The organism is Streptomyces hilarionis (assembly GCF_024539675.1).
In the GTDB taxonomy this organism is placed as follows: Bacteria; Actinomycetota; Actinomycetes; order Streptomycetales; family Streptomycetaceae; genus Streptomyces; species Streptomyces hilarionis.
Genome location: NZ_JAHHIT010000039.1, coordinates 117,939 through 142,564, shown reverse-complemented (window position 1 = coordinate 142,564; position 24,626 = coordinate 117,939). Strand labels below are relative to the sequence as shown.

Here is a 24,626-nt window from a genome sequence, read left to right as displayed (position 1 = left end):
GGGTGACCGGGGCGTACCGCACGGGCGGGCCCACGTCCGCGGGGATGCGGTCGGCCAGGAAGCCGTAGGCCCGCCTGAGGTCGGGGTCGTTCAGCGAGTCCCACCAGCGCGCCACGCCGTACCAGCCGGGGGCCGCCAGCGCGCCGCCGTGGTGGCCGACGGAGAGCCCGGCGGCGAGGACGGCGAACCGCAGCCGTTCCACCAGCGGCCATCCGCCGAGCGAGGCCGCGACGAAGCTCGCGCCGAACACGTCGCCGGCGCCGGTCGCGTCCAGGACGTCCACGGCGAGCGCCGGGACCTCGGCGTACTCCCCGGTCGTCTGGTCGACGGCGATCGCGCCGTCGGCGCCCCGGGTGACTACCGCCACCGGCACCAGTTCCGCGAGGGTGCCGAGCGCGGCGACCGCGGTGTCGGTGCGGGTGTAGGCCATCGCCTCGGTCTCGTTGGGGAGGAAGGCGTGGCACAAAGAGAGCTGTTCCAGCAGGTCGGCGGACCACTCGCGGGTGGGGTCCCAGCCGACGTCGGCGTAGATCCGCGTGCCGTTCGCGGCCGCCTTCGCCAGCCACCCGGGCGGTTCGGCCTCCAGGTGCGCGAGGGCGGTACGCGCCTCGGGCGGGTCGCCCATCAGCACGTCCTGCGAGTACGGGGGCTCCTGGCCGTGGGTGACGAGGGCCCGGTCGTGGGCGGGGCCGCCGCCCGGACCGAGGCCGGGGCGGGGCAGATCGAGGGCGACGGTGACCGGAGTGGGCCAGCCCGGCGCCGTGCGGGAGAGGGCGAGGTCCACGCCTTCCTGGCCGGAGAGGACCTCGTGGCAGTGGACGCCGTAGAAGTCGTCGCCGAAGACCGTGGCCAGACTGGTGCGCAGGCCGAAGCGGGCCGCGGCCACCGCCAGGTTGGCGATGCCGCCGGGGCCGCAGCCCATGCCCGAGGTCCATGTCTCCTCGCCGGGCGTCGGCGGACCGCCGAGCCCCGTGAGGACGAGGTCGTAGAAGAGCAGCCCGGTGAGCAGCACCTCGGGCCGGTCGTCGTCCACCGCGCATCCTCTCGTCGAGAGCGTCGACGGAGCCCGTCACGTCGGAGGAGCTCGTCAAAACTCTTCAATTCGTGACCGGAATCGTGCGCCCCCCGGGAGGTTTGGTCAATAGCTCAGCAGAAGTGAGCATAGATTTGATTGAAGATGACGAGTAGTGTTCATGGCGTGCTGGCAGAACGACGACATCAACTCATCCTGCGGGCCCTGCGCTCCGGCGGTCCCGCGGCCGTGACCGATCTCTCCGAGCAGCTGGGCGTGAGCCCCGCCACGGTCCGGCGCGACCTGCTCAAACTCGAGGAGGACGGCCTGCTCACCCGGGTGCACGGCGGAGCCGTCGCGGAGGAGGGCGACCAGCCCTTCGCCGAGGTCGCCGAGGTGCGCGTGGCCGAGAAGGACGCGATAGCGGCCCGCGCCGCGGCGATGGTCGCGGACGGCCAGTCGGTGCTCCTCGACATCGGCACCACCGCCTACCGCCTGGCCCGGCAGCTGCACGGCCGCCGGCTCACGGTGATCACCAGCAACCTGGTGGTCTACGAGGAACTCGCCGACGACGAGGGAATCGAGCTCGTGCTGCTCGGCGGCATGGTCCGCCGCGAGTACCGTTCCCTGGTCGGCTTCCTCACCGAGGACAACCTGCGCCAGCTGCACGCCGACTGGCTCTTCCTCGGCACCAGCGGAGTGCGGCCGGGCGGCCAGGTGATGGACACGACGGTCGTCGAGGTGCCGGTCAAACGGGCCATGATCAAGGCCGGTGACAAGGTCGTCCTGCTCGCCGACTCGGCGAAGTTCCCCGGTACCGGAATGGCGAAGGTCTGCGGTCCCGAGGACCTGGACGTGGTGGTGACGGACACGCCGGTCGACCCGGCGACCCGGTCCTCCTTCGAGGAGGCGGGCGTCGAGGTGGTCGTGGCAGGAAAGGTGCAAGCGTGAAACTGACGATTCTCGGCGGCGGCGGATTCCGGGTGCCGCTCGTGTACGGGGCGCTCCTGGCGGACCGCGGCGAGGGCCGGGTCACCCGGGTCGTCCTGCACGACCTGGACGACAGCCGGCTGCACGCGGTCGCCCGCGTGCTGGACGAGCAGGCGGCCGGGGTCCCCGACGCGCCCACGGTCACGGCCACCACCGATCTCGACGAGGCGCTGCGCGGCGCCGACTTCGTCTTCTCCGCGATCCGGGTCGGCGGCCTCGAAGGCCGTGCGAACGACGAACGCGTGGCCCTCGCCGAGGGCGTCCTCGGCCAGGAGACGGTCGGCGCCGGCGGCATCGCCTACGGCCTGCGGACCGTGCCCGTCGCCGTCGACATCGCCCGGCGGGTGGCCCGTCTGGCCCCCGACGCCTGGGTCATCAACTTCACCAACCCGGCCGGTCTCGTCACCGAGGCCATGTCCCGCCACCTGGGCGACCGGGTGATCGGCATCTGCGACTCCCCGGTCGGGCTCGGCCGCCGCATCGCCCGGGTGCTCGGCGCGGACCCGAAGGAGGCCTGGATCGACTACGTCGGCCTCAACCACCTCGGCTGGGTGCGCGGCCTGCGGGTCGCGGGCCGCGACGAGCTGCCGCGTCTGCTCGCCGACCCCGACCTGCTCGGCTCCTTCGAGGAGGGCAAGCTGTTCGGCGTGGACTGGCTGCGGTCCCTCGGCGCGATCCCCAACGAATACCTGCACTACTACTACTTCAACCGGGAAGCCGTACGCGCCTACCAGCAGGTCGAGAAGACCCGCGGCGCCTTCCTGGCCGACCAGCAGGCCCGTTTCTACGAGGAGATGAAGCGCCCCGGCGCGGCGGCCCTGACCGCCTGGGACCGCACCCGCGCCGAACGCGAGGCCACCTACATGGCCGAGAACCGGGAGAGCGCCGGCGCGGGCGAGCGGGACGCCGACGACCTCTCCGGCGGTTACGAGAAGGTCGCCCTCGCGCTGATGCGGGCCATCGCCCGCGACGAGCGCACCACGCTCATCCTCAACGTGCGCAACCAGGGCACCCTGTCGGCGCTCGACGCGGACGCCGTCATCGAGGTGCCCGCCCTGGTCGACGCCAACGGCGCGCACCCGGTCTCGGTGGCCCCGCTGCCCGAGCACGCCACCGGGCTCGTCTGTGCGGTCAAGGGCGTCGAGCGCGAGGTGCTCGCCGCCGCGGAGTCCGGCTCGCGCGCCACGGCCGTGAAGGCCTTCGCGCTGCACCCGCTGGTCGACTCGGTGAACGTGGCCCGACGGCTGGTCGAGGGCTACACCGCCGTCCATCCCGGGCTCGCGTACCTTAGGTAGCCATCGGGAGGGAAAGCGCTTTCCCCCCGGTTCGCCAGGCACCGGCCCCCGGTCTGCTCGGCACCCGGCCCCCGGGCCTGTCCGCCCCTCGTGGTCCCTCACTGGAGATGCCCCATGCATGACGAACGCCGCCGCATCGAGGAGCGCGTCGAGCGCGCCCACCACCAGCGCGTCAAGCCCGCGATCTACGCGGCCACCGTCCCCTTCGAGGTGGAGGCCTGGCAGGCGCCGGGGGAGCCCGTGCCGTTCGCGGAGGCCGCGGCCGCCGCCTACGAGCCCTTCGCGATGGACACCCCGTGGGGCCCGCCCTGGGGCACCACCTGGTTCCGGATGCGCGGACAGGTGCCCGCCGAGTGGGCCGGCCGGCGCGTCGAGGCCGTCATCGACCTCGGCTTCGTGGGCGACTGGCCCGGCAATCAGGCCGAGGCCCTCGTCCACCTCACCGACGGCACCCCCCTGAAGGCGGTCAACCCGCTCAACCAGTACGTGCCCATCGGCAACCCGGCGCAGGGCGGGGAAAGCATCGACTACCTCGTCGAGGCCGCCTCCAACCCGGACATCCTGGCCGGCGACTTCGCGGCCCCGACCCTGCTGGGCGACGTGCTGACCGCGGGCGACCGCCCGCTCTACACGTTCCGCCGCGCCGACATCGCCGTCCTCGACGAGGAGGTCTGGCACCTCGACCTCGACCTCCAGGTGCTGCGCGGGCTCATGGCCCACCTCGGCGAGCACGAGCCGCGCCGCCACGAGATCCTGCACGCCCTGGACCGGGCCATGGACGCCCTCGACCTGGACGACGTCTCCGGCAGCGCCGCCGCCGTGCGCGCGGTGCTCGCCCCCGTCCTGGCCCGCCCCGCCCACGCCAGCGCCCACACCATCTCCGGGGTCGGCCACGCGCACATCGACTCCGCCTGGCTGTGGCCCATCCGCGAGACCAAGCGCAAGACCTCCCGCACCTTCTCCAACGTCACCGCGCTCGCCGAGGAGTACGACGACTTCATCTTCGCCTGCTCGCAGGCCCAGCAGTACGAGTGGGTGCGCGACAACTACCCGCAGGTGTGGGCGAGGATCCAGGAGTCGGTGAAGAAGGGCCAGTGGGCGCCGGTCGGCGGCATGTGGGTCGAGTCCGACGGCAACCTGCCCGGCGGCGAGGCCATCGCCCGCCAACTGGTGCACGGCAAGCGGTTCTTCATCGAGCACTTCGGCATCGAGACCAAGGGCGTCTGGCTGCCGGACTCCTTCGGCTACAACGCCGCCTACCCCCAGCTCGCCAAGCTCGCCGGCAACGAGTGGTTCCTCACCCAGAAGATCTCCTGGAACCAGACCAACAAGTTCCCCCACCACACCTTCTGGTGGGAGGGCATCGACGGCACCCGCATCTTCACGCACTTCCCGCCCGTCGACACCTACAACGCGCGCTTCAGCGGCGAGGAGATGGACCGCGCGGTGCGCAACTACTCCGAGAAGGGCGGCGGCACCCGGTCGCTGGCCCCCTTCGGCTGGGGCGACGGCGGCGGCGGCCCCACCCGCGAGATCATGGAACGGGCGCGCCGGCTGGCCGACCTGGAAGGCTCGCCGAAGGTCGTCGTCGAGCACCCCGACGCGTTCTTCGCCAAGGCCCGCGCCGAGTACCCGGACGCGCCCGTCTGGGTCGGCGAGCTCTACCTGGAACTGCACCGCGCGACCTACACCACCCAGGCCCGCACCAAGCAGGGCAACCGGCGCAGCGAACACCGGCTGCGCGAGGCCGAGTTGTGGGCGACGACGGCGGCGCTGCACGCACCGGGCTACGCCTACCCGTACGAGAAGCTGGACCGGCTGTGGAAGACGGTCCTGCTGCACCAGTTCCACGACATCCTGCCGGGCTCCTCCATCGCCTGGGTGCACCGGGAGGCCGAAGCCGAGTACGCCCGGGTCGCCGAGGAGCTGGAGACGCTGACGGCCGAGGCGGTGGCCGCCCTGGGCGCCGCACGGCCGGGCGAGTCCCGAGCGGACGCCCCGCTGCGGGTGTTCAACACCAGCCCCTACGCCCGCGCCGAGGTGGTGCGCACACCGCAGGGCCGGCCGGTCTTCGTCGAGACGCCCGCGGGCGGCAGCGCGCCGCTCGCCGCGGCGCGGCCCCCGCAGCCGGTGACCGTCTCCGGCCGGGTGCTCGACAACGGCCTGGTCCGGGTGGAGGTCGCCGAGGACGGCACGCTGTCCTCCGTGTACGACCTGCGGGCCGAGCGCGAGGTCCTCGCCGACGCGGGCAACCTGCTGCGCCTGCACACCGACCTCCCGAACTACTGGGACGCCTGGGACATCGACAAGCACTACCAGAACCGCTACACCGACCTGCTGGAACCGGACGCGGTGACGGTCGTCGAGGAGGACCCGCTGGTCGGGGCGATCCGGGTCACGCGGTCGTTCGGCAAGGGCTCGACGCTCACGCAGACCATCACGCTGCGGGCGGGCAGCCCGCGCATCGACTTCGAGACCGACATCGACTGGCACGAGGCGGAGAAGATCCTCAAGGCCGCCTTCCCGGTGGACGTCCGCGCGCCGCACTCCTCCGCCGAGATCCAGTTCGGCCACATCCAGCGCCCCACCCACACCAACACCAGCTGGGAGGCGGCCCGGTTCGAGGTCTCAGGCCACCGCTGGGTGCACATCGGCGAGCCCGGCTACGGCGTCGCCGTCCTCAACGACTCCACCTACGGCCACGACGTCTCGCGCACCGTCCGCGAGGACGGCGGCACCACGACCACCGTGCGGCTCAGCCTGGTCCGCGCGCCGCGCATCCCCGACCCCGAGGCCGACCAGGGCCGGCACCGCTTCGCCTACGCGCTGCTGCCGGGCGCGAGCATCGAGGACGCGGTGGCCGAGGGCTACGCCCTCAACCTCCCGCTGCGCGTGGCGGAGGCGGCCGACGCCCCCGGGCCGGTCGTCTCCGTGGAGGGCGACGGCATCACCGTGGAGGCGGTCAAGCTCGCCGACGACACCTCGGGCGACGTCGTCGTGCGGCTGTACGAGTCGAGCGGCGGCCGGGCCACGGGCGTCCTGCGCACCGGTTTCCCGCTCGCGGGCGCCCAGGTCACCGACCTGCTGGAGCGGCCGCTGGAGCCGGCCGCCGTCGCGGCGGACGGCGCTGTCGCCGTCCGGCTGCGTCCCTTCCAGATCCTGACGCTCCGTCTGGAACGCGCCCCGGCCTGTCTCAGCGGCCGGCCGCGGACGGCAAGCGTTCGGGTCGGCCGGTCGTTCCCCGTGACAGCGGCCGACCGACCCGATCCCCCGTTCCCCCCGTGCGGGAATCCCCCGTCGATTCCCGTTCTTCCCCCGTGGATCCCCGTGCTTCCCCCGAGACCCCGGTGTTCCCCCGGCTCCCCCGTGGGGTCCTGCACTTGTAGGAGCGGGCGACCCGGCTCCTGATACACCTTCCGCCGAAAAAAATCCCCCGGACCTCGGTCCGGGGGATGCGGGGGGACGCCCGGCGGGGCGTCCGGGGAGGTCAGCCGGTGAATCCCGCGGTGATGGAGGTGAACTGCCAGGTGCTCTGGCTGATGCCGGAGCAGTTGCTCACCACGCCGCCGCCCGGGCACGGCCGGTCACGGTTGACGGCCCAGTAGGCGAGCCGCGCGATGTGGTGGGAGTTGGCCCAGTCGCGGATGGACGTCCAGATCGCCGGGGTGGTGTTCTCCTGCTGGTCCGAGAGGCCGTTCATGCCGGAGATGCCGATGTGGCCGTAGGCGGTGGCGTCGTCCCAGCCGAAGGTGGACTTCAGCTTGTTCTTCAGCCCCTCCGTGGCGTTGACCGTGTTGCCGTACATGTCCGAGCCGCCGCCGAAGTCGAACGGCATGATGGTGAAGACGTCGATGTCGGCGCCGAGCGACTTGGCCTGCTCGATGAGCCGGTTGCCGTAGTAGGTCGGTCCGGTCGTCGACGTCCCGAACGTGACGATGGTCTTCAGACCGGGGTTGTTCGCCTTCACCGTCTTCAGCGCGGTGAGGATCCGCGCCTGCACGGCCTCGTTCTCGAACTCGTCCGTGTTCTCGATGTCCATGTCGATCGCCTTGAGCGAGTAGGCGTCGATCACCTTTTGCAGGGCTCCCGCCAGCGCGCTCGCCGAGGAGCAGTTGGCGCCGAGCTTGCTGCCCTGCCAGCCGCCGAACGAGGGCACGACGTCCCCGCCCGCCGAGCGGACCTGGTTGATCACGCTCTGGTCGACCCCGCCGCCGAGCGGCCGGTTGCCGTCCCACATCGGGTTGCAGCCGCCGCCGTCGAGCACGAACGCCATCGTGAACCACTTGACGCCGGTCGCGTTCATCACCGTGGTCACGTTCGGGGGGTCGCCCCAGCCTTCGAAGAGATAGGGCGCGGCCTGCTTGAAACCGGTCCCGCCACCGCCGCCCGCGCTGGTCGTGACGCTCACGGAGTTCGAGGCCCCGGAGGTGTTCCCGGCGGCGTCGTGCGCCCGCACGCTGAAGGTGTAGGCCGTCCTCGCGGACAACCCGCCGACCGTGGCCGAGGTTCCGGAGACGGTGAGCACCTTCGCCGACCCGCTGTAGACGTCGTAGCCCGTGACGCCGACGTTGTCGCTGGAGGCGTTCCAGGACAGCGACACGCTGGAGGACGTCTTGCCGGTCGAGGTCAGTTGGGAGGGCGCGGTCGGCGCCTGGGTGTCGGAGCCGCCCCCGCCGCCGGGTCCGTCCAGGCTGATGTCGTCGGCCTGGTAGGCGCCCTGGGCGTACCAGCCGTGCACGTAGATCGTGGCACTGGTCTGCGAGGCCCCGGTGGTGAAGGAGACCGACAGTTGGCTGTACGCCGAGGGCGACGACGTCCAGGTGGAGGCCCCGCCGTCGACGCCGAGGTAGACGTAGGAGCCGCGCACCCAGCCGGTCAGCGCGTACGTCGTGTTCGGCTTGACGGCGACGGTCTGGCCGCACTTGGCGATGTCACTCGAACTCACCGCGCCGTTGAGGGCCTTGGAGCCGCTGTGCACGGGCGAGGAGACGACGGAGCCGAGGTTGCCGGTGCAGGACCAGGGCGAGACGGAGCCCGACTCGAACCCGGGATTGGTGAGGACGTTGGCCGCCTGGGCGGTGCCCGGCAGGGCCACGGCTCCGGCCAGGGCCAGGCCGGCGGTGCCGGCCAGGGCGAGGAAACGACGCCAGGGGCGTCCGAGGGGTCTGGTGCGCACGCGATCTCCCTGGAGGAATGGGGGTGTTCGGGAGTGCAGGGGGAGTGCAGGGCTGTGCAAGCGGTGCGCAACAAATTTGGTATGGACCAATCCGCGTGTCAAGAAGAGTGACGGGATTGGTCCATACCAGTTGGCTGTCTTCGGTTCCGGCTGCGGTCGTGAGCGGTGAACCGTTGGGGTGTGAGCCGTTGGGGCGTGAGCCGTGGGCTCGGTCGCGCTACAGCGGCAGGGCCTGTGCCGCGTCCGCGGGCGCCACCGGGGAGGCGGCGGCGGACGGCTCGGCGGCCCCCGCGGGCGCCGGCACGGCCGGCAGCAACGGCTCCGCGTCGTCCAGCCGCTGGTGCGGCAGGGCGACCGCGCGCAGCGGACGGGGACCGGACACCACCGTGTAGTCCTGGCCCAGGAACGGCGGCACGATCCTGCCCGGGTCCTCGCCGAGCGCCAACTGCACGGCGGCCCAGGGAGCGTTGACACCGCACAGCGCCAGCTGGTGCAGGCCGCCGGCCGGACGGGTGTTGACGTCCATCAGGACGGGCCGGTCGCCGAACATCCGGAACTGGATGTTGGAGAGGTAGTGCAGTCCGAAGCCCTCGGCGATGAGCCGTGCGGGCTCCAGCCACTGCTCGTGCAGCGTGAAGCCCCGGCGGCGGCCGTTCTTCGTGCGGCCCACGGACATCCGCAGGACGTTGTCGGGACCGGTGAGGCAGTCCACGGACACCTCCGGCTGCTCGAGCCGCGGCATGACCAGCCAGTCGACCCGCTCGTCGCCCCGCTCCTCGGCCTGCCGCAACGCCTCGAGCACCAGGTCGAGTTGGACGTAGGGGCTGGGGAAGCCGGTGAGGTGCTCGAGGGAGAAGGGCGTGCGGGTGATCACGCGGAAGCCCACGCCGCCGGCGCCGGAGGCCGGCTTGAAGCAGGCGCGGTGCCCCGCCTCCTCCAACTCCTCGACGGCGGTGACGAGTTCACTCGCCGAGCGGACCCGGTACCACGGCGGCACCGGCACGCCGATCGCCTGCACGGCCTCGTAGGCGATCACCTTGTCGTGGAAGACGGCGACCGCCTCGGGGGGCGGCGCGAGCAGCGCCGTTCCGACCGCCTCGAAGTCGGCGCGGTGCGCCACGACGGCGGACTGGTGCAGTCGGGGCACGAACACGTCGATGCCGCGACGCCGGCACTGGGCGAGCGCGTACTCGACGTACGCGGCCGGGGACAGGCCCTCCGGCTCGAGCTCGGCGGTGTCGGCGGCGGCCAGCACGGGGGAGTCGGCGTCACCGTGCGTGGCGTGGATCTCGACGGCCCGGTCGCTGGGATTTCGTCGCAGCTGATCCGTGAAGAACACGTTCTCCGCGTACGTGCGGTTGAGCCAGACGCGTACGCGAGAGACCATGCGAGGCCGCCTTTCACGGTGTGCGGGCAGGGCGAAGCAGGCCCGGCCCGGGCAGGGGGAATGGTGGGTCACCAAACCGCCCTGCGTGAAGGGACGTCCATGGCGGTGGTGTTGGGGCGATCATACGGCTTCCCGGGGGTGCCGCGTGCAACGCGCGTGTTACGGATTTTCCGATCTTGTTCCCGTTCGGGGCGCGATCGGGTACAGGCGCGCTGCGGCGCAGGTGGGGGCGGGTGCGGCGTCGTCGGCGACCGGATTCGACCTTGTCCCGCGGGCGCGGATGTGTTCTCGTGGGGATCATGTGTGTGTTCGCGGGAACGCGGAGCGTGCTCTAGTGAGCGGGGGCTCGAGGTGACGACGACGGCCGGTGGCGCCGGACGACTGCTGGCCATCAGCGATCTGCACATCGGCTATCCGGAGAATCGGGCTCTGGTCGAGGCGATGGCTCCGGAGACGGACGAGGACTGGCTGCTGGTCGCCGGCGACGTCTCGGAGAACGTGGCCGACATCCGCTGGGCGCTGAAGACCCTCGCGAGCCGCTTCCGCAAGGTCGTGTGGGTCCCCGGCAACCACGAACTGTGGTCGCACCCCAGCGACCCGGTCGTGCTGCGCGGGGTGGCCCGCTACGAGCACCTCGTGGAGGTCTGCCGCGATCTGGGCGTGACGACGCCCGAGGACCCCTACCCGGTGTGGGAGGGCCCCGGCGGCCCGGTGGTCGTCGCACCGCTGTTCCTCTTGTACGACTACTCGTTCCTCCCGGCCGGCTGCACGACCAAGGCGGAGGGCCTGGCCTACGCGGAGAGCACCGGCATCGTCTGCAACGACGAGTACCTGCTGCACCCCGACCCGTACCCGTCCCGCGAGGCCTGGTGCCGGGCGCGGGTCGCCGAGACGGAACGCCGGCTCGCGGAGATCCCGGCCGACCTGCCCGTCGTTCCCGTCAGCCACTATCCGCTGCACCGGCACCCCATGGACGTGCTGTGGCACCCGGAGTTCGCCATGTGGTGCGGCACCGAGCTGACCGCCGACTGGCACCGCCGCTTCCGTCTCGCCGCCATGGTCTACGGCCACCTGCACATCCCGCGGACCACCTGGCAGGACGGCGTCCGCTTCGAGGAGGTGTCGGTGGGCTACCCCCGGGAGTGGCGGGGGCGCCCCCAGCCGCCGGGCCGACTGCGACGCATCCTGCCCGCGGAGCCGGGGGAGGCGCAGGCCCGGTGATCGGCGAACTGTTGCCCGGGTCCGTGGTGGCCGTGGAAGCCTTCGGCGAGGAGGGCGAGCGCGAGTTCGGCGACGCGCCGCTCTACCCCCAGGAGGAGGCGTTGCTGACGCAGGCGGTGGACAAGCGCCGTCGCGAGTTCACCGTCGTACGCGCCTGCGCCCGGCGGGCGATGGACAAGCTCGGCGTGCCCCCGCAGCCCGTGCTGCCCGGCGAGCGCGGCGCGCCGCAGTGGCCCGACGGCGTGACGGGCAGCATGACCCACTGCGAGGGCTACGGCGCCGCCGCGCTGGTCCGCGCCGACGACCTCGCATCCCTCGGCATCGACGCCGAACCGCACGCCCCCCTTCCGGAGGGCGTGCTCGCCGCCGTCGCCCTGCCCGCCGAGACGGCCCGGCACGCGCGCCTGGCCGTGGAACGTCCGGACGTGCACTGGGACCGGCTGTTGTTCAGCGCCAAGGAGTCCGTCTACAAGGCGTGGTTCCCCCTCACCCGTGCGTGGCTGGACTTCAGCGAGGCCGACATCGACCTCACGCCGGTGGCCGCCGGTCCCGGCACGGGCCCGCAGGGGACCTTCCGGGCCCGCCTGCTCGTGCCCGGGCCGATGGTGGGCGGGCGGCGGGTCGGGCACTTCGACGGCCGCTGGATCGTCCGGCGGGGCCTGGTGGCGACGGCCGTGACGGTCCGGCACGGCTGAGGCGGCCCGGTACGGCCGCTACGGCCGCTACGGCCCAGCCGGCCGGCCCGGGCCGGCGGTCACGCGCGCCCGACGGTCACGTGCCGGGGCACCAGCTGTGCAGCAGCCGGAAGAACTCCTCCTCGTTGCCCGTCAGCCCGGCGTCCGCCAGGGCCCGTTCCGCCTCGGCCAGCACGGCGGGCGGCACCACGGGCGGCCGCCGGTCGTGCGGTGCGCCGGAGCCGTGGGCGCCCTCCCGGCCTTCCTCGTCGCCGAAGGCGGCTCGTACGGTGTGCAGCAGCCTCAGGTAGGCCTGCACGGCGGTGCGCTCGCGGTCGGTCAGTACGGCTGTGGGCATCGGTCGGCTCTCCCCGTGTCGGCGTCGTCTCCCACGCGCCCCGACGGCGCGTACGCCCCCGTGCGGCGGCGCACTTCCCAGCTTGCCGCCCACCACTGACAATCCGGCCGCGCAGCGCGTCGGTTCGCCCGCTCAGCGGAAGCGGTCGCGTCGCGAAGTCCCCTCCGGGGAACGGATTCTCGCCGCTGCGAAGAGTTTTCGGCGGCAGCGGCGACGGCCCGGGGAGCGGAGGCCGATCGAGTGGTCGACGCATTGCGGTGCGACCCGCCTCGGGCGGTGTCAGCGCTCCCGAGCGGTTTCAGCCCCCTGGGGCGAGGGGGAGGAGGGTGCTTCCCGGCGTCGGTCCGGTCCGCCTTCTGCGGGGCGGCCGGAGTTGGTGCCGGTGCGCGTCCACGTGACGGCGTCACCCCGGTGTTGGGCAGATCGGTCCCGGCCTCATCCGGCCTCATCCGGCGTCGACGATGGTGCCGGTGCCGGTGCCGGTGCCGGTGCGGTGTCCGCATCCACATCCGGGGGTCGGCGACGGCGTGGGCGAGCGCGGTGGCGCACGGCCGCGCCGGCGGGGGCCCGGTCGGTCAGCTCTGGGGGCCGAGATACCCGAGCGACGCCTCGATCCGGCCCGCCAGGTGGTCCCGCTGGCCTCGGCCGCGCGGCGCCGAACCGGGCAGCCAGGCGCGGCACTTGCTGGCCAGGAGGAGTCCGAACGTCTCGGCCTGCCGTTCGTCGGCCAGATCGAAGCGGGTGCGCGCGGCGACGCTGCGCACGGTCGCCTGGAGGTCGGCTCCGTCGCTGAGTAAACGGGCCGCGACCGCGGCGCCCTCGACGTGATGGCTGCAGTGGCCCGCCTTCATGTGCCACAACTCGTGACCCAGGATCACCAACTGGTGGTCGGGGGCGGTGCGTTCCTCGATGACGACCAGGTCCTGGTCGGCCATGTCGAGCCACAGCCCGCTCGCGGTGTCGGCGGGGAAGGACGCCATGCGGAAGTGGACCGGGCGGCCGCGCCGTCTGCTCATCCCGTCGCACAGGGCGGTGTACAGGTCGGCCGGCGCCGAGGGAGCCGGGAGGGTCAGCTCAGAGACCAGCTCGCCGCTGAGGCGGCGCATTTCCTTGGCGATGTTCACGCTTCTCCCCCGGATCACGACTCGGGCCGCTTCACGCTCTCCAGGAGCATGTCCAGCCACTCGGCGACCTTGTCGCGGTGCTGGTCGGTGGGCAGCTGGGCCGCCCGCCACGCGATCCCGCGCACGCCGTGGTCCTGCAACAGGCGCTCCAGCGGGTCCTCGGCGGCCGCGGCCGCCTCGCGCGCGGCGAGCTTTTGCAGCAGCTCCTGCTCGGTGTGCTGCAAGGCGCCCGAAAGCGCCTCCGGGTCCTCGGCCGTGAGGAACCCGGCGTGCACGCGGAAGAACCTCTGGAGGGCGTCGCAGTGCTCCATCGTGGGGCGCCGGTCGCCGTTGATGAGGGCGCCCGCCTGCTGGCGCGACATGCCGGCGCCGTCGGCTATCTCCTGCTGGGTGTACTTGCGGCCGTCGGGCTTGAGCCGCGTACGGCGCAACAGGCCCAGGCGCTGAAGGAAACGGGCCTGGACGTCGGGCTCCCCGGCGGGCCGGCCGCTGAGCAGGGCCTTGACCACGGACTCCGGGACCCCGGAGGCGACGGACAGCCGCCCCGTGGCGAAGACCTCCGCGTGCGGGACGCCCAGCCGGTCGGCGAGCGCGGCGACACGGGCGACGACGGCCGACAGCAGCACCGTCGCCGCGGCGCCCGGAACCTCGAAGCCATCCTCCGCCACCGACAGCTCTCCTAGGTCTCTCACGTCCCTCTCACAGGCACACGATCGCCGACACGGACGGTCGCCGTGAACTGCGTGGAGAGTAGCGGGTCTTTCGAACTCACATCCAGGTCTCGCCACAACTGTGGCCAATTTCAGCCGTCAACGACCACGGAATGCCACGATAGTTGACACGCCTCGTGTCCGGGCATCAGGATCGGGGCGCCGCGTGAAGGCCGCAGAGGCAAGAGGGGTGACCTCCCGATGGCATATCAGGCAGGAGGGCAGCGGTCCGCACCGCGGCCCGTCCCCGAGAGTCCCGAGGCCCAGGCGTATCTACAGGACTACGCCGCACTGCTGGAGGCCGTCCCCTTCCCGTCCGTCGTGCTCGACCACCGCTGGGACGTGGTCCTGTCCAACGCCGCTTTCGCGTCACTTTTCCGCGACGTGAGTGCGCACCCGACGGCGCACCCGACCGACAACTTCCTGCGGTTCGTCCTGTTCCATCCGGACGCGCCCGCGGTGCTCGGCGACCACGAGGCCGGCTGGTGCCTGCCGATGCTCGCCGGCTTCGCCGCGGCCGTGGAAGCCCACGCGCACGACCACGTGCTACAGGCGATCCGCCGCGAGATCGCCCAGGATCCCATCATGGAGGCCGCCTACCGGCACGGGCTGCCGCACTGGGTCCGCGCGGTCGGTGAGGGCGCCGTCGAGCACGACGGGGCGGTCCGCCCGCTCCTGCATCCCGACCCCCGCTGGGGCGCCACGGAGTGCCGCATCGTGGGCGAGACCCCCAGAACCCTGCGGGACCTGGGATACACCCGGCTGACCATGGTGCTGCGCGAGGCGCGTCCGGCGGCCGCGCCCCGCAGGGCGCGCGGCGTGCGCCGGGGCGCGAGCCATCTCAGCGTGGTCCCGCCCCCGGCGGGCTGACCGCGCCGGGGCCCCACCCCTCGAAGCCGCCGCCGTCGGCCTCCCGTCCCCCGTCCCTGTCGCCGCCGCGCGACACCGTCCACCGGCAGGGCGCCCTGCGGCTCCCGCCGAAGCCCCGTCGGCCCCCGACCTTCCCCCGTCGGCGACCCACCCCACCCCGCCAGGCGCCGTGGCGCCGTCAGGTCACATCGCCGCATCTCGCCCGGCCCGTCGGGTTGTTCGGGCCGACGCCCGCCGGCCGTTCGCCGAGCGCCGGCCGAGCTTCCGTGTGCCGCTCCACCGGGCTCGCTCCGCGAGGGGCCCCCGTCCGGCCGGGCCGGGCACCGTCGGCGTTCAGGTCGCCGACGGCGCCCGGCCGGTCGACCGCCCGGGCGCGCTCGCGCCAGGTCACAGATCCAGCACCAGCCTTTCGCCCCGGCACCGCGACACACAGATCATCATCGTCTCCCCGGACTCCCGTTCCTCGGTGCTGAGCACGCAGTCCCGGTGCTCCGGAGTGCCGTCCAGCACGTCGGTCTCGCAGGTGCCGCACGTCCCCTCGGCGCACGAATAGAGCACCTGGACGCCCGCCGCCCGCACGGCGTCCAGCACCGAGACGCCCGGCGCGACGGTGAGGGTGCGGCCACTGCGCGCCAGTTCGACCTCGAACTCCCGCTCCCCGGCGACCGGTTGCTCCTTGGCCTGGAACCGCTCGACCCGCAGGGCGGCGGGCGGGCAGCGCTCCTCCACCGCGTCGAGCAGCGGGCCGGGGCCGCAGCAGTAGACGAGGGCGTCCGCGGGCAGCGCGTCGAGGGCCGGACCGAGGTCGAGCAGTCCGGCCTCGTCCTGCGGGACGACGGTGACCCGGTCGCCGTAGGCCGCGAGCTCTCCGGTGAAGGCCATGGACGCGCGGGTGCGGCCGCCGTAGAGGAGGCTCCACTCGGCGCCCGCCGCCTCGGCCGCGGCCAGCATCGGCAGCAGGGGGGTGATGCCGATGCCGCCCGCGATGAAGCGGTACCGGGGCGCCGGGCGCAGGGCGAAATGGTTGCGCGGACCGCGCACCCCGACCTTGTCGCCCTGCCGGACCTGCTCGTGCACCCGGACGGAGCCGCCCCGCCCGGCCGTCTCGCGCAGCACCGCGATGCGCCAGGCGGCGCGGTCGGCCGGATCGCCGCACAGCGAGTACTGCCGTTCCAGGCCCGGCCCGAGGACGACGTCGACATGGGCGCCGGGCTCCCAGACGGGCAGCGGCTCGCCCAGGGGATGGCGCAGGGTGAGGGCGAGCACCCCGTCCGCGGCGAACTCCCGTCGCTCGACGACGAGTTCGGTCTCGTACAGCTCGCTCATGAGGCGTCTCCCCGCGGCCGGTGTCCCTCGGGGTGGCCGAGCATCCACTCCCACATCTCGATCGGGTCCTGCGCGGTGTGCTCGGCGCCGCAGTGGCAGGTGCCGTGCAGGACGTCCGTGCCCGGCAGCCAGTCCACGCGGTAGATCTCGCCGGTGTCGCCGGTGCTCACGAGATCTTCTCCACCGGCTTGTCGCCCTCCTCCGCCAGCCGGGCGAGGATGCGGCGGGCGGCCAGACCGCCGGTGTCGATGTTGATGCTCAGCTCCTGGTACCCGGAGCGCTCCGAACCGAGCGTGCGCTGAAGGAGGTTGAGCGCGTCGACGTCCTGCATGACCACCGTGTGGTTGTTGCCCCGCAGGAACTCGGTGACCTCGGCGTCGTCCGTCGCCCAGTCCCGCGAGACCATCCAGAAGTCGTACACCCTGCCCTCGGCGGACGGCGTGATGGCGTAGGTGATCTCGGTGTGGAAGCCGTTCGGGTCGCTGCCGTCGGCCTCGGGCAGGACGCCGACCGGTGCGATGCGGCTGTGCAGGAGGTACAGACAGGGCGCGTGGTACTCGATGTCCTGCCAGCGGGTGATGCGCCCCTCGATGCCGGTGGAGCGGGCGTAGAACGGCGGGCACTCGGCGTCGTCCATGTGCCGGCTGACCCGCACGATCCCCGCGCCCTCGTCGACCTCCGTGGTGATCGGCGTCTCGGCGACCTCCGGGGTGCCTATGTACCCGCCGTGCAGGTACGTCTCGTGGGAGAGGTCGAGGAGGTTGTCGACGAGGAGCCCGTAGTCGGCGTCGATGGGCTCCATTCCGCGCACGGTCGTCCAGCCGGGGGAGTCGAGGTGCCGGGCGCGCGGGAGGGTCCGGGGATCGGCGAGGGACGGGTCGCCGATCCACACCCACACCAGGGAGTCCTGCTCGACGACCGGGTACGCCGTCACGCGCGCGGTGCGCGGGATGCGCTTCTGGCCCGGCACGTACACGCAGGCGCCGGTCGTGTCGTACGTGAAGCCGTGGTAGCCGCACACGATGCGGTCGCCGTCGAGCCGGCTCTCGGAGAGCGGGAACCTGCGGTGCACGCACCGGTCGTGGAGCGCGACGGGCGTGCCGTCCTCCCGCGTGCGGTAGAAGACCAGCGGCTCGCCGAGGATCGTCCGGCCGAGCAGCTCCTCACGCCCGACCTCGTGGCTGTAGGCGGCGACGTACCACTGGTTCCTGGCGAAGGCGGTGGTGTGAGGCATCGGTGCGGCTCCCGTCTCGGTGTGGTGGCGACATCGTGCGAACGGCGCTTACCCGGGCGCAACAGGGCTTCCGCCTCACGGAAGGAGCGTTCTCCCGCGCGCCGGGCGGAAGGCGCGCGTCCGGCGCGCGGCGCCTGCTCGGGGGTCTCTTGGCCCGTCGCACATCCCGCGTACCGGCGACTTTCACATGGACGTCATCCGACCCTTCCCTGACGTTCGGCGCCCTTGCGAAACTCCTTGCGCGCGCATCCCGTCACGAACCGGCCGGCAGAACCCTTCCGTACGAGAGGTGCCTCACCCATGTCCGAAGTCAACCGGCGACGCTTTCTCCAACTCGCGGGCGCCACGACGGCGTTCACCGCGCTGTCCAGCAGCGTGGAACGCGCCGCGGCGCTGCCCGCCAACCATCGCACGGGGTCGATCGAGGACGTCGAGCACATCGTCGTCCTCATGCAGGAGAACCGGTCCTTCGACCACTACTTCGGCACGCTGCGCGGCGTCAGAGGCTTCGGCGACCCGCGTCCGGTCACCCTCGCGAACGGCAGGTCCGTCTGGCACCAGCCGGACGCCGCGGGCAAGGACGTCCTTCCGTTCCGTCCCGAGGCCGACGACCTGGGCCTCGCCTTCCTCCAGGACCTGCCGCACGGCTGGAACGACGGGCACGCCGCCTTCAACGGCGGCAAGTACGACAAGTGGGTGCCCGCCAAGAGCGCCACGACCATGGCGTACCTGACCCGTGAGGACATCCCCTTCCACTACGCGCTGGCCGACGCGTTCACCGTCTGCGACGCCTACCACTGCTCCTTCATCGGCTCCACCGACCCGAACCGGTACTACCTGTGGACGGGGTACACCGGCAACGACGGCAAGGGCGGCGGGCCGGTCCTCGGCAACGACGAGGCCGGGTACAGCTGGACCACGTACCCCGAACGCCTGGAGCGGGCCGGGGTCTCCTGGAAGATCTACCAGGACGTCGGCGACGGGCTGGACGCCAAGGGCGGCTGGGGCTGGATCCAGGACGCCTACCGCGGCAACTACGGCGACAACTCGCTGCTGTACTTCAAGCAGTACCAGAACGCCCAGCCCGGGGACCCGCTCCACGACAAGGCCCGCACCGGCACCGACGCGCGCACCGGCGAGGGCTACTTCGAGCAGCTCAAGGCGGACGTCAAGGGCGGCAGGCTGCCCCAGGTCTCCTGGATCGTCGCCCCCGAGGCCTTCACCGAGCACCCCAACTGGCCCGCCAACTACGGCGCCTGGTACGTCTCCCAGGTCCTGGACGCGCTCACGGCCGACCCCGAGGTGTGGGCGAAGACGGCTCTCTTCGTCACCTACGACGAGAACGACGGCTTCTTCGACCACCTGGTGCCGCCCTTCCCGCCGGCCTCGGCCGCCCAGGGCCGCTCCACGGTCGACGTCGGACCGGACGTCTTCCCGGGCGACGCCGCTCACCCCGCCGGCCCCTACGGGCTCGGGCAGCGGGTGCCCATGCTGGTCGTCTCCCCGTGGAGCAAGGGCGGTTACGTCTGCTCCGAGACGCTCGACCACACCTCGGTCATCCGGTTCATGGAGCGCCGCTTCGGTGTGCACGAGCCGAACATCTCGCCGTGGCGGCGTGCGGTCTGCGGCGACCTGACCGCCGCGTTCGACTTCTCCCGCACGGACGCCCGGCCGGTGACGCTGCCCGGCACCGACGGCTACCGGCCCCCGGACCGCGAGCGTCACCCCGACTACGTGCCCACCCCGCCGGCCCACCCCGTGCTGCCGAAGCAGGAGCGCGGCGCACGCCCCACCCGTCCGCTCAGGTACGCGCCCCAGGTGGACGGTTCGGTGGACGCGGCGGCCGGGACCCTGACCCTCACCTTCGCCTCCGGCGCCAAGGCCGGCGCGGCCTTCCTGGTGACCTCCGGCAACCGCGCCGACGGTCCGTGGAGTTACACCACCGGGGCGGGCGCGACCGTCTCCGACACGTGGAACTCGGCGTACTCGGGCGGCTCGCACGACCTGACCGTGCACGGCCCCAACGGGTTCCTGCGCGTGTTCAAGTCGGCGGGGAAGACGACCGGGCCCGAGGTGGTCGCGCGGCACGCCGGCGACTGCGTCGAGCTCGTCTTCACCCACCGGGGCAAGGGCACGGTGGAGTTGAAGGTCGCCGACGGCTACGGCGGACGGACCACGACCGTCAGGCTGCGGCCCGGCGCCGTCCTCAAGCGCACCGTGGACCTGCACGCGAGCCGGCGCTGGTACGACCTCACGGTCACCTCGACCGCCGACCGGGCGTTCCTCAGGCGGTTCGCCGGCCATGTCGAGAACGGGCGGCCGGGGGTCAGCGACCCGGCGATCGTCACGCAATGACCCGTTGCGGGCCTCGGCGGGGCGTCTGCGTGCCGCATCCCGCCCTGCCGGGGCAGGTCCGCTCCCGTCGGGCTCGGGATAGTGTGCCCCGGTGACCACGCATTCGAACACACCTGCAGGCTGGTACCCGGATCCCAACGGGGCGTCCCAGACCCTGCGCTACTTTGACGGCGCCCAGTGGACCGAGCACACCCACGCCGACGCCAAGGGCCAGGGCGCGCCCCAGGTTCCGCCGCAGGCGGGCCCGGACCAGCGGGTGCAGCGCCAGGTGCAGCAGCAGGCCGGGGTCGCGCCGAGCGGCCCCGGCGGCGGCACGCTGTTCAGCGAGCCCGTGCTGGTGGTGAACCAGAAGGCCAAGCTCATCGAGCTGACCAACGAGTACAAGGTCATGGACCAGCAGGGCAGCCAGCTCGGCTCGGTGGTGCAGGTCGGCCAGAGCACGCTGCGCAAGATCGTCCGCTTCCTCGGCAGCATCGACCAGTACCTGACGCACCGTCTGGAGATCCGTGACGCCCACGAGCGTCCCGTGCTCCTGCTGACCCGGCCGGCGAAGATCTTCAAGTCGAGGGTCGTCGTGACCCGGCCCGACGGTCAGCCCGTCGGCGAGATCGTCCAGCAGAACGTCTTCGGGAAGATCAACTTCTCGATCGAGGCGGGCGGCCAGAAGGTCGGGGCGATCAAGGCGGAGAACTGGCGGGCCTGGAACTTCGCGATCGTCGACCACGCGGACAACGAGGTCGCCCGGATCACCAAGACCTGGGAAGGCCTCGCCAAGACCATGTTCACCACGGCGGACAACTACGTCCTCCAGATCCACTACCAGCTGCCCGAGCCGCTGCTCAGCCTGGTCGTCGCCACGGCGCTGACCGTGGACACCGCGCTCAAGCAGGACGCGCGCGGCCTGGGCTGACGTCCTCACGGGCACAGAACGGGGGCCGTCCTCCTTCGGGAGGGCGGCCCCCGCGTGCGTGGCGCTACAGCGGTGTCAGGTGCTCCGGTCCGTTCGCCGGCCGCGGCAGCAGCGCCGGTTCGGCCGAGGCGGTCTCCGGCCTCAGCGCCAGCACCGCCGCCACCGGGTGGTCCTCGTCGTCGACGACGGGACGGTCGTGGGCGTCGACGGCCGCCGGGTGCGGCGCGGCCCGCGACAGCAGCACCACGCCCCAGCCCGCCAGCCCGGCTCCCGCCAGTGCGAGGAGCACCCCGGCGGGGCCGCCCTGGAGCCGTTCGCCGAGCAGCGCGAGGCCGATGGCCGCGGCGGCGACCGGGTTGGCCAGGGTGACCATCGCCAGGGGAGCGCCGAGGCCGTCCCGGTAGGCGGTCTGGGACAGGAGCAGTCCGCCCGCGGCGAAGGCCGCGACCAGCAGCGCCACGCCGATCACCTGCGGGCTCAACGGCGAGCCCGAGGGGTCCGTGGCGGCCACCGTCACGGTCTGGGTGAGCGCCGAGGCGACGCCCGAGGCGAAACCGGAGGCGGTCGCGTGCCGCAGTCCGGGCCTGGCGCCGCGCCGGGCCAGCAGCCCGATCAGCGTCGCCGTCGCCCCCGCCACGGCGACGGCCTCCGGCAGGCTCAGCACGTCCTCCGGGGCCGGCCCCGACGCGGTGACCAGGATCGCGGCCAGGCCGGCCAGGGTGAAGGCGATGCCCCGCCACTCGGCGGCGCCGACCCGGCGCCCGGCCACCCGCGCGCCCATCGGCACCGCCGCGACCAGGGTGAGCGCGCCGAGCGGCTGCACCACGGTGAGCGGGCCGTACTTGAGCGCGACGACGTGCAGCAGCGCGGCGGCGGCGTTCAGCCCCACCGACCACCACCAGGCCCCGCTGGCGATCAGGCGCAGCAGGCCGGCGCCGGGATGCCGGGAGGCCAGCCGTTCCTGGGCGACGGCGGCGGCCGCGTAGGCGACGGCCGAGAAGAGCGAGAGGACGACGGCCGTCAGTGTGGCGTTCATCGGCCGGCTCCGACCAGGACCGGCGCTTCCTCGGCGGCGACGAGGGGGTGCGCCTCGTGTCCGGAGGTGGTGGCCGTGCGCCGGGGGGCGTGGATCAGCAGGAGGGCGGCGCCGAGCAGGACGGCGGCCGCGACGGCGTCGAGCCAGTAGTGGTTGGCGGTGCCCACGATCACGAGGAGGGTCAGCAGCGGGTGCAGCAGCCACAGCCCGCGCCATCGGGACCGGGTGGCGGCCATCAGGCCGATCGCGACCATCAGGGCCCAGCCGAAGTGGAGCGAGGGCATGGCCGCGAACTGGTTGGACAGCTGGTCCGTCTGCGGCGGGCCGTACACCGACGGTCCGTAGACGCGCGCGGTGTCGACCAGCCCGGTCGCCGCGAGCATCCGCGGCGGGGCCAGCGGGAACGCCAGATGCAGCACCAGGGCGGCGGCGGTGACCGCGGCCAGCACCCGGCGCGCCCAGACGTAGTGCGCCGGGCGGCGCAGGTACAGCCAGACCAGGAACGCCAGCGTGGCGGGGAAGTGCACGGTCGCGTAGTAGGTGTTGGCGACCTTGGCCAGGGCGTCGCCGTGCAGGAGCAGGGACTGCACCGTGCCCTCGTCGGGCAGCCGCAGCCACCGTTCGAGGCGCCACACGTCATGGGCGTCGCGGAAGGCCTCGCCGGTGTGGCCGGCGGCCAGCTGCCGGCCGACCTTGTAGACGAGGAAGAGCCCTGCGACCAGCAGGAACTCGCGGACTACGGGCGGCCTGGCCGGTGTGGCCGGCTCCGCTTGTGCAGGCTCGGTGCGGGCATTCATCCCCCGGCCCCTTCGCTGACGGTGTGGTGCGGTGAGTGGTGCTGCCGCGCTCGTGACCCGTGCATGCACCATCGATACGATGTCGTACCGATACGTCAGTGTACCGATACGGACGCGTACCGGTACACTGGCGTATCGATTGATGTGCGCCACACTGGAGACCGGGCTCGCCCGGACCTCCGGCGCACCGGCCGGAGCGCAAGCGGACCAGGGAGGAACAGCAGATGACGTCGCAGGACGCGGACGGACCCGAGTCGGTCGCCGCCACGCGCCGCTCCAAGATCACGCCCGAGCGTGAGCAGGAGTTCTTCGACGCCGTCCTGAACCAGGTCCGCGAGTGCGGTTACGAGGCCGTCACCATGGAGGGCGTCGCCGCCAGCACCCGGTGCAGCAAGTCCACGCTCTACCGGCAGTGGAAGACCAAGCCCCAGTTCGTGGTGGCCGCCCTGCGCTCGCGCCGCCGGGCCCGGCTCGCCGGCATCGACACCGGGTCGCTCGCCGAGGACCTGCGCGAGGCCGCCCGGGCCACGGGCCGCTGGTCGACCAACGACTCCAAGCTGCTCCAGGCCCTCGGGCACGCCGTCACGGGCGACGAGGAGCTCGCGAAGGCGCTGCGGGAGGCGCTCATCGACCCCGAGATCGCGGCGCTGCGCGAGATCCTGCGGCGCGGTGTCGAACGCGGCGAGGTGCCGCGCGGCCACCCGGCGCTGGAGTACGTCCCGGCGCAGATGTTCGGGGTGATCCGGGCGCGTCCCGTCGTGGACGGGGAGTACGCGGACCAGGAGTACCTGGTCCGCTTCGTGGAGGCCGCCGTGCTGCCGGCACTGGGCCTCGAGTAGGGCCCGACACAGAACTCAGGCCGCCGTCCTCGGGATGACCGGACGGCGACCTGTCTCGCGCCGCACCGTGGGGACGGGGGCGGCGCGCACCCCCGGCCGGGCGGGGCCCCTTGAGCGGAGGGCGCCCCGCCCGGCCCATGTGTCCCGGGCCGGAGCCCGCTCAGACGTCCTGTCCGGCGCCGCCGCCCTTCGCGACCGCGATGCCCTTCGTGATGGTGTCGATGACGGCCGGGCTCTGGTCGGCGTCGAGGCCGAAGCGCAGCACCACCAGCCGCTTGGTGTCGGCCGGCGCCGGGAAGGCCAGCGACTGCACATAGCCGTCCGCGCCCTTGCTGGTGACCGCCTTCCAGCGCACCAGGTAGCCCTTCTGCCCGGCCACCGTGACCGCCTTCGAGGCGAGCACCTGGTGCGAGGTGATGGCGCCGTACGTCGTGCCGCCGTACGACTCCTCGGCGTTGGCCGCGATGTCCGCCTTCGCGACCGCCTCGGCGGTGTCGCCCTTGGCCTTGAGCGCCTCGGCGGGCGCCGAGTACACGCCTCCCTTGGTGCAGGTCTTGGAGGTGTCGCCCGGGCACTTGTAGGAGGAGTCCGACGTCACCTGCGCGCCCGCTCGCATCTCCTGGCCCGCCCAGCCGGCCGGGATCGGGATGCTGATCCCGTTCAGGGCGTCCGTCACCGAACCGCTCCTGATCTTCGGCGCCTCGGACTCCCCGGGCGAGGGGGAGCCGCCGCCGGATCCGCCCGGACCGCCGGACCCGCCGGACCCGCCGAAGGGACCGCCGTCCTGGCCGCCCGCGCCTCCGGGACCGCCCGGCCCCTGGGCCGTGCCGCCGCCGCCCGAGCCGTCGTCGCGGGCCAGCGCGTACACGCCCACCCCGATGCTGGCCAGGACGGCGACGGCCACGGCCACGGCTATCCCCGTGCGCAGCCCGCGCCGGCCGCCCGCGCCCTGCGGCGTCGCCGGCTGCCCCGGGTATCCGGGCTGCCCCGGGTATCCGGGATATCCCGGATACCCCGCGTAACCGGGCTGGCCGGGGTGGGCCGTAGGGCCGGGCTGTCCGGGAGGGGCCGACGGACCGTGATGGGCCGCCTGGCCCGGGTATGCCGGATATGCGCCGTCGGCCGGGCCCTGCGCCGGCGGACCCCATGCGGCGGCCGAACCCGCGGCGCGGGTCTGGTCCGTCCACGCCTTGCCGTCCCACCAGCGTTCGGTGGCTGGACCGTCATTCGTCTGCCCCGGGTCGGGATACCACCCGGGAGGAGTCACCTGCGTCATACCCCCACCGTATGAGGCGTCGGTGAAAGCCGGATG

General features: G+C 72.8%; 20 protein-coding genes and 1 pseudogene. 9 read left to right on the top strand and 12 right to left on the bottom strand.

The genetic code is table 11. The annotated features are described in order from the left end of the window. On the bottom strand, nt 1-1,033 hold a 1,033-nt coding region (locus tag KMS84_RS08220; RefSeq protein WP_256915415.1), incomplete at its 3' end, for a carbohydrate kinase family protein. Nucleotides 1,034-1,198: 165 nt separating this feature from the next. On the opposite strand from KMS84_RS08220, the gene KMS84_RS08215 reads away from it, so the two are divergent. The 3 genes and pseudogenes from KMS84_RS08215 to KMS84_RS08205 form a co-directional block, all read left to right on the top strand. Further along, on the top strand, nt 1,199-1,963 hold the full coding sequence (locus KMS84_RS08215) for a DeoR/GlpR family DNA-binding transcription regulator (protein WP_109004171.1): 765 nt from the start codon (nt 1,199-1,201) through the stop codon (nt 1,961-1,963). Then, nucleotides 1,960-3,297, top strand: coding sequence for a 6-phospho-beta-glucosidase (locus tag KMS84_RS08210; RefSeq protein WP_256915414.1), 1,338 nt, complete (start codon nt 1,960-1,962; stop codon nt 3,295-3,297). The genes KMS84_RS08215 and KMS84_RS08210 overlap by 4 nt, the downstream gene beginning before the upstream one ends. Before the next feature lie 114 nt (nt 3,298-3,411). Continuing rightward, nucleotides 3,412-6,477, top strand: a pseudogene (locus KMS84_RS08205) (alpha-mannosidase); the annotation flags it as partial. Nucleotides 6,478-6,784: 307 nt separating this feature from the next. On the opposite strand, the gene KMS84_RS08200 reads toward KMS84_RS08205, so the two are convergent. Then, nucleotides 6,785-8,473, bottom strand: coding sequence for a carbohydrate binding domain-containing protein (locus tag KMS84_RS08200; RefSeq protein WP_256915412.1), 1,689 nt, complete (start codon nt 8,471-8,473; stop codon nt 6,785-6,787). A gap of 217 nt (nt 8,474-8,690) precedes the next feature. Continuing rightward, nucleotides 8,691-9,860: an ATP-grasp domain-containing protein gene (locus tag KMS84_RS08195; RefSeq protein WP_256915411.1), complete on the bottom strand. Its 1,170-nt coding sequence runs from the start codon at nt 9,858-9,860 to the stop codon at nt 8,691-8,693. A 351-nt stretch (nt 9,861-10,211) separates the two neighbouring features. Here KMS84_RS08195 and KMS84_RS08190 point away from each other — a divergent pair, with 351 nt between their 5' ends. Together KMS84_RS08190 and KMS84_RS08185 are read left to right on the top strand one after the other, a co-directional pair. Further along, nucleotides 10,212-11,081 (top strand): metallophosphoesterase family protein, encoded by an 870-nt coding sequence (locus KMS84_RS08190; protein ID WP_256915410.1) that lies wholly within the window; start codon nt 10,212-10,214, stop codon nt 11,079-11,081. Next, nucleotides 11,078-11,776 carry a 4'-phosphopantetheinyl transferase family protein gene (locus KMS84_RS08185; protein WP_256915409.1) on the top strand — a complete coding sequence of 233 codons (699 nt, stop codon included), beginning with the start codon at nt 11,078-11,080 and terminating at the stop codon, nt 11,774-11,776. Before KMS84_RS08190 ends, KMS84_RS08185 begins: the two co-directional genes overlap by 4 nt. Nucleotides 11,777-11,852: 76 nt before the next feature. Here the strand turns inward: KMS84_RS08185 and KMS84_RS08180 are convergent, their stop codons facing one another. The 3 genes from KMS84_RS08180 to KMS84_RS08170 all read right to left on the bottom strand — a co-directional run bounded on the left by KMS84_RS08180 (nt 11,853) and on the right by KMS84_RS08170 (nt 13,905). After that, nucleotides 11,853-12,113, bottom strand: a complete 261-nt coding sequence (locus KMS84_RS08180) for a hypothetical protein (protein WP_256915408.1) — start codon at nt 12,111-12,113, stop codon at nt 11,853-11,855. Between the two features lie 575 nt (nt 12,114-12,688). Beyond that, nucleotides 12,689-13,219: a toxin-antitoxin system, toxin component gene (locus tag KMS84_RS08175; RefSeq protein WP_256915423.1), complete on the bottom strand. Its 531-nt coding sequence runs from the start codon at nt 13,217-13,219 to the stop codon at nt 12,689-12,691. 32 nt (nt 13,220-13,251) lie between these two features. Next, entirely contained in the window at nt 13,252-13,905 is a 654-nt protein-coding gene (locus KMS84_RS08170) for a helix-turn-helix domain-containing protein (RefSeq protein ID WP_256915407.1), read from the bottom strand. 243 nt (nt 13,906-14,148) lie between these two features. On the opposite strand from KMS84_RS08170, the gene KMS84_RS08165 reads away from it, so the two are divergent. Further along, nucleotides 14,149-14,817: an MmyB family transcriptional regulator gene (locus KMS84_RS08165; protein ID WP_256915406.1), complete on the top strand. Its 669-nt coding sequence runs from the start codon at nt 14,149-14,151 to the stop codon at nt 14,815-14,817. 387 nt (nt 14,818-15,204) lie between these two features. Here KMS84_RS08165 and KMS84_RS08160 read toward each other — a convergent pair whose 3' ends face one another. From KMS84_RS08160 to KMS84_RS08150, 3 genes are read right to left on the bottom strand one after another with little or no spacing between them, the layout of a single operon-like run. Beyond that, complete coding sequence (locus KMS84_RS08160) at nt 15,205-16,143, bottom strand: PDR/VanB family oxidoreductase (protein ID WP_256915405.1); 939 nt, start codon at nt 16,141-16,143, stop codon at nt 15,205-15,207. Beyond that, nucleotides 16,140-16,313, bottom strand: coding sequence for a hypothetical protein (locus KMS84_RS08155; protein ID WP_256915404.1), 174 nt, complete (start codon nt 16,311-16,313; stop codon nt 16,140-16,142). The genes KMS84_RS08160 and KMS84_RS08155 overlap by 4 nt, the downstream gene beginning before the upstream one ends. Then, a complete protein-coding gene (locus KMS84_RS08150; RefSeq protein WP_256915403.1) occupies nt 16,310-17,377 on the bottom strand; it encodes an aromatic ring-hydroxylating dioxygenase subunit alpha in 1,068 nt (355 codons plus the stop codon). The genes KMS84_RS08155 and KMS84_RS08150 overlap by 4 nt, the downstream gene beginning before the upstream one ends. Nucleotides 17,378-17,677: 300 nt before the next feature. On the opposite strand from KMS84_RS08150, the gene KMS84_RS08145 reads away from it, so the two are divergent. After that, nucleotides 17,678-19,732 (top strand): phosphocholine-specific phospholipase C, encoded by a 2,055-nt coding sequence (locus KMS84_RS08145; RefSeq protein WP_256915402.1) that lies wholly within the window; start codon nt 17,678-17,680, stop codon nt 19,730-19,732. 91 nt (nt 19,733-19,823) lie between these two features. Next, nucleotides 19,824-20,642, top strand: a complete 819-nt coding sequence (locus KMS84_RS08140) for an LURP-one-related family protein (protein ID WP_256915401.1) — start codon at nt 19,824-19,826, stop codon at nt 20,640-20,642. A gap of 64 nt (nt 20,643-20,706) precedes the next feature. Here the strand turns inward: KMS84_RS08140 and KMS84_RS08135 are convergent, their stop codons facing one another. Both KMS84_RS08135 and KMS84_RS08130 read right to left on the bottom strand, forming a co-directional pair. After that, on the bottom strand, nt 20,707-21,678 hold the full coding sequence (locus tag KMS84_RS08135; protein WP_256915400.1) for a hypothetical protein: 972 nt from the start codon (nt 21,676-21,678) through the stop codon (nt 20,707-20,709). Further along, nucleotides 21,675-22,475, bottom strand: a complete 801-nt coding sequence (locus tag KMS84_RS08130) for a phosphatase PAP2 family protein (protein WP_256915399.1) — start codon at nt 22,473-22,475, stop codon at nt 21,675-21,677. The genes KMS84_RS08135 and KMS84_RS08130 overlap by 4 nt, the downstream gene beginning before the upstream one ends. A 224-nt stretch (nt 22,476-22,699) precedes the next feature. Here KMS84_RS08130 and KMS84_RS08125 point away from each other — a divergent pair, with 224 nt between their 5' ends. Continuing rightward, a complete protein-coding gene (locus KMS84_RS08125) occupies nt 22,700-23,314 on the top strand; it encodes a TetR-like C-terminal domain-containing protein (protein ID WP_256915398.1) in 615 nt (204 codons plus the stop codon). A gap of 160 nt (nt 23,315-23,474) precedes the next feature. On the opposite strand, the gene KMS84_RS08120 is transcribed toward KMS84_RS08125, so the two are convergent. Beyond that, nucleotides 23,475-24,590 (bottom strand): DUF2510 domain-containing protein, encoded by a 1,116-nt coding sequence (locus tag KMS84_RS08120; RefSeq protein ID WP_256915397.1) that lies wholly within the window; start codon nt 24,588-24,590, stop codon nt 23,475-23,477. Between the last annotated feature and the right edge of the window lie 36 nt (nt 24,591-24,626).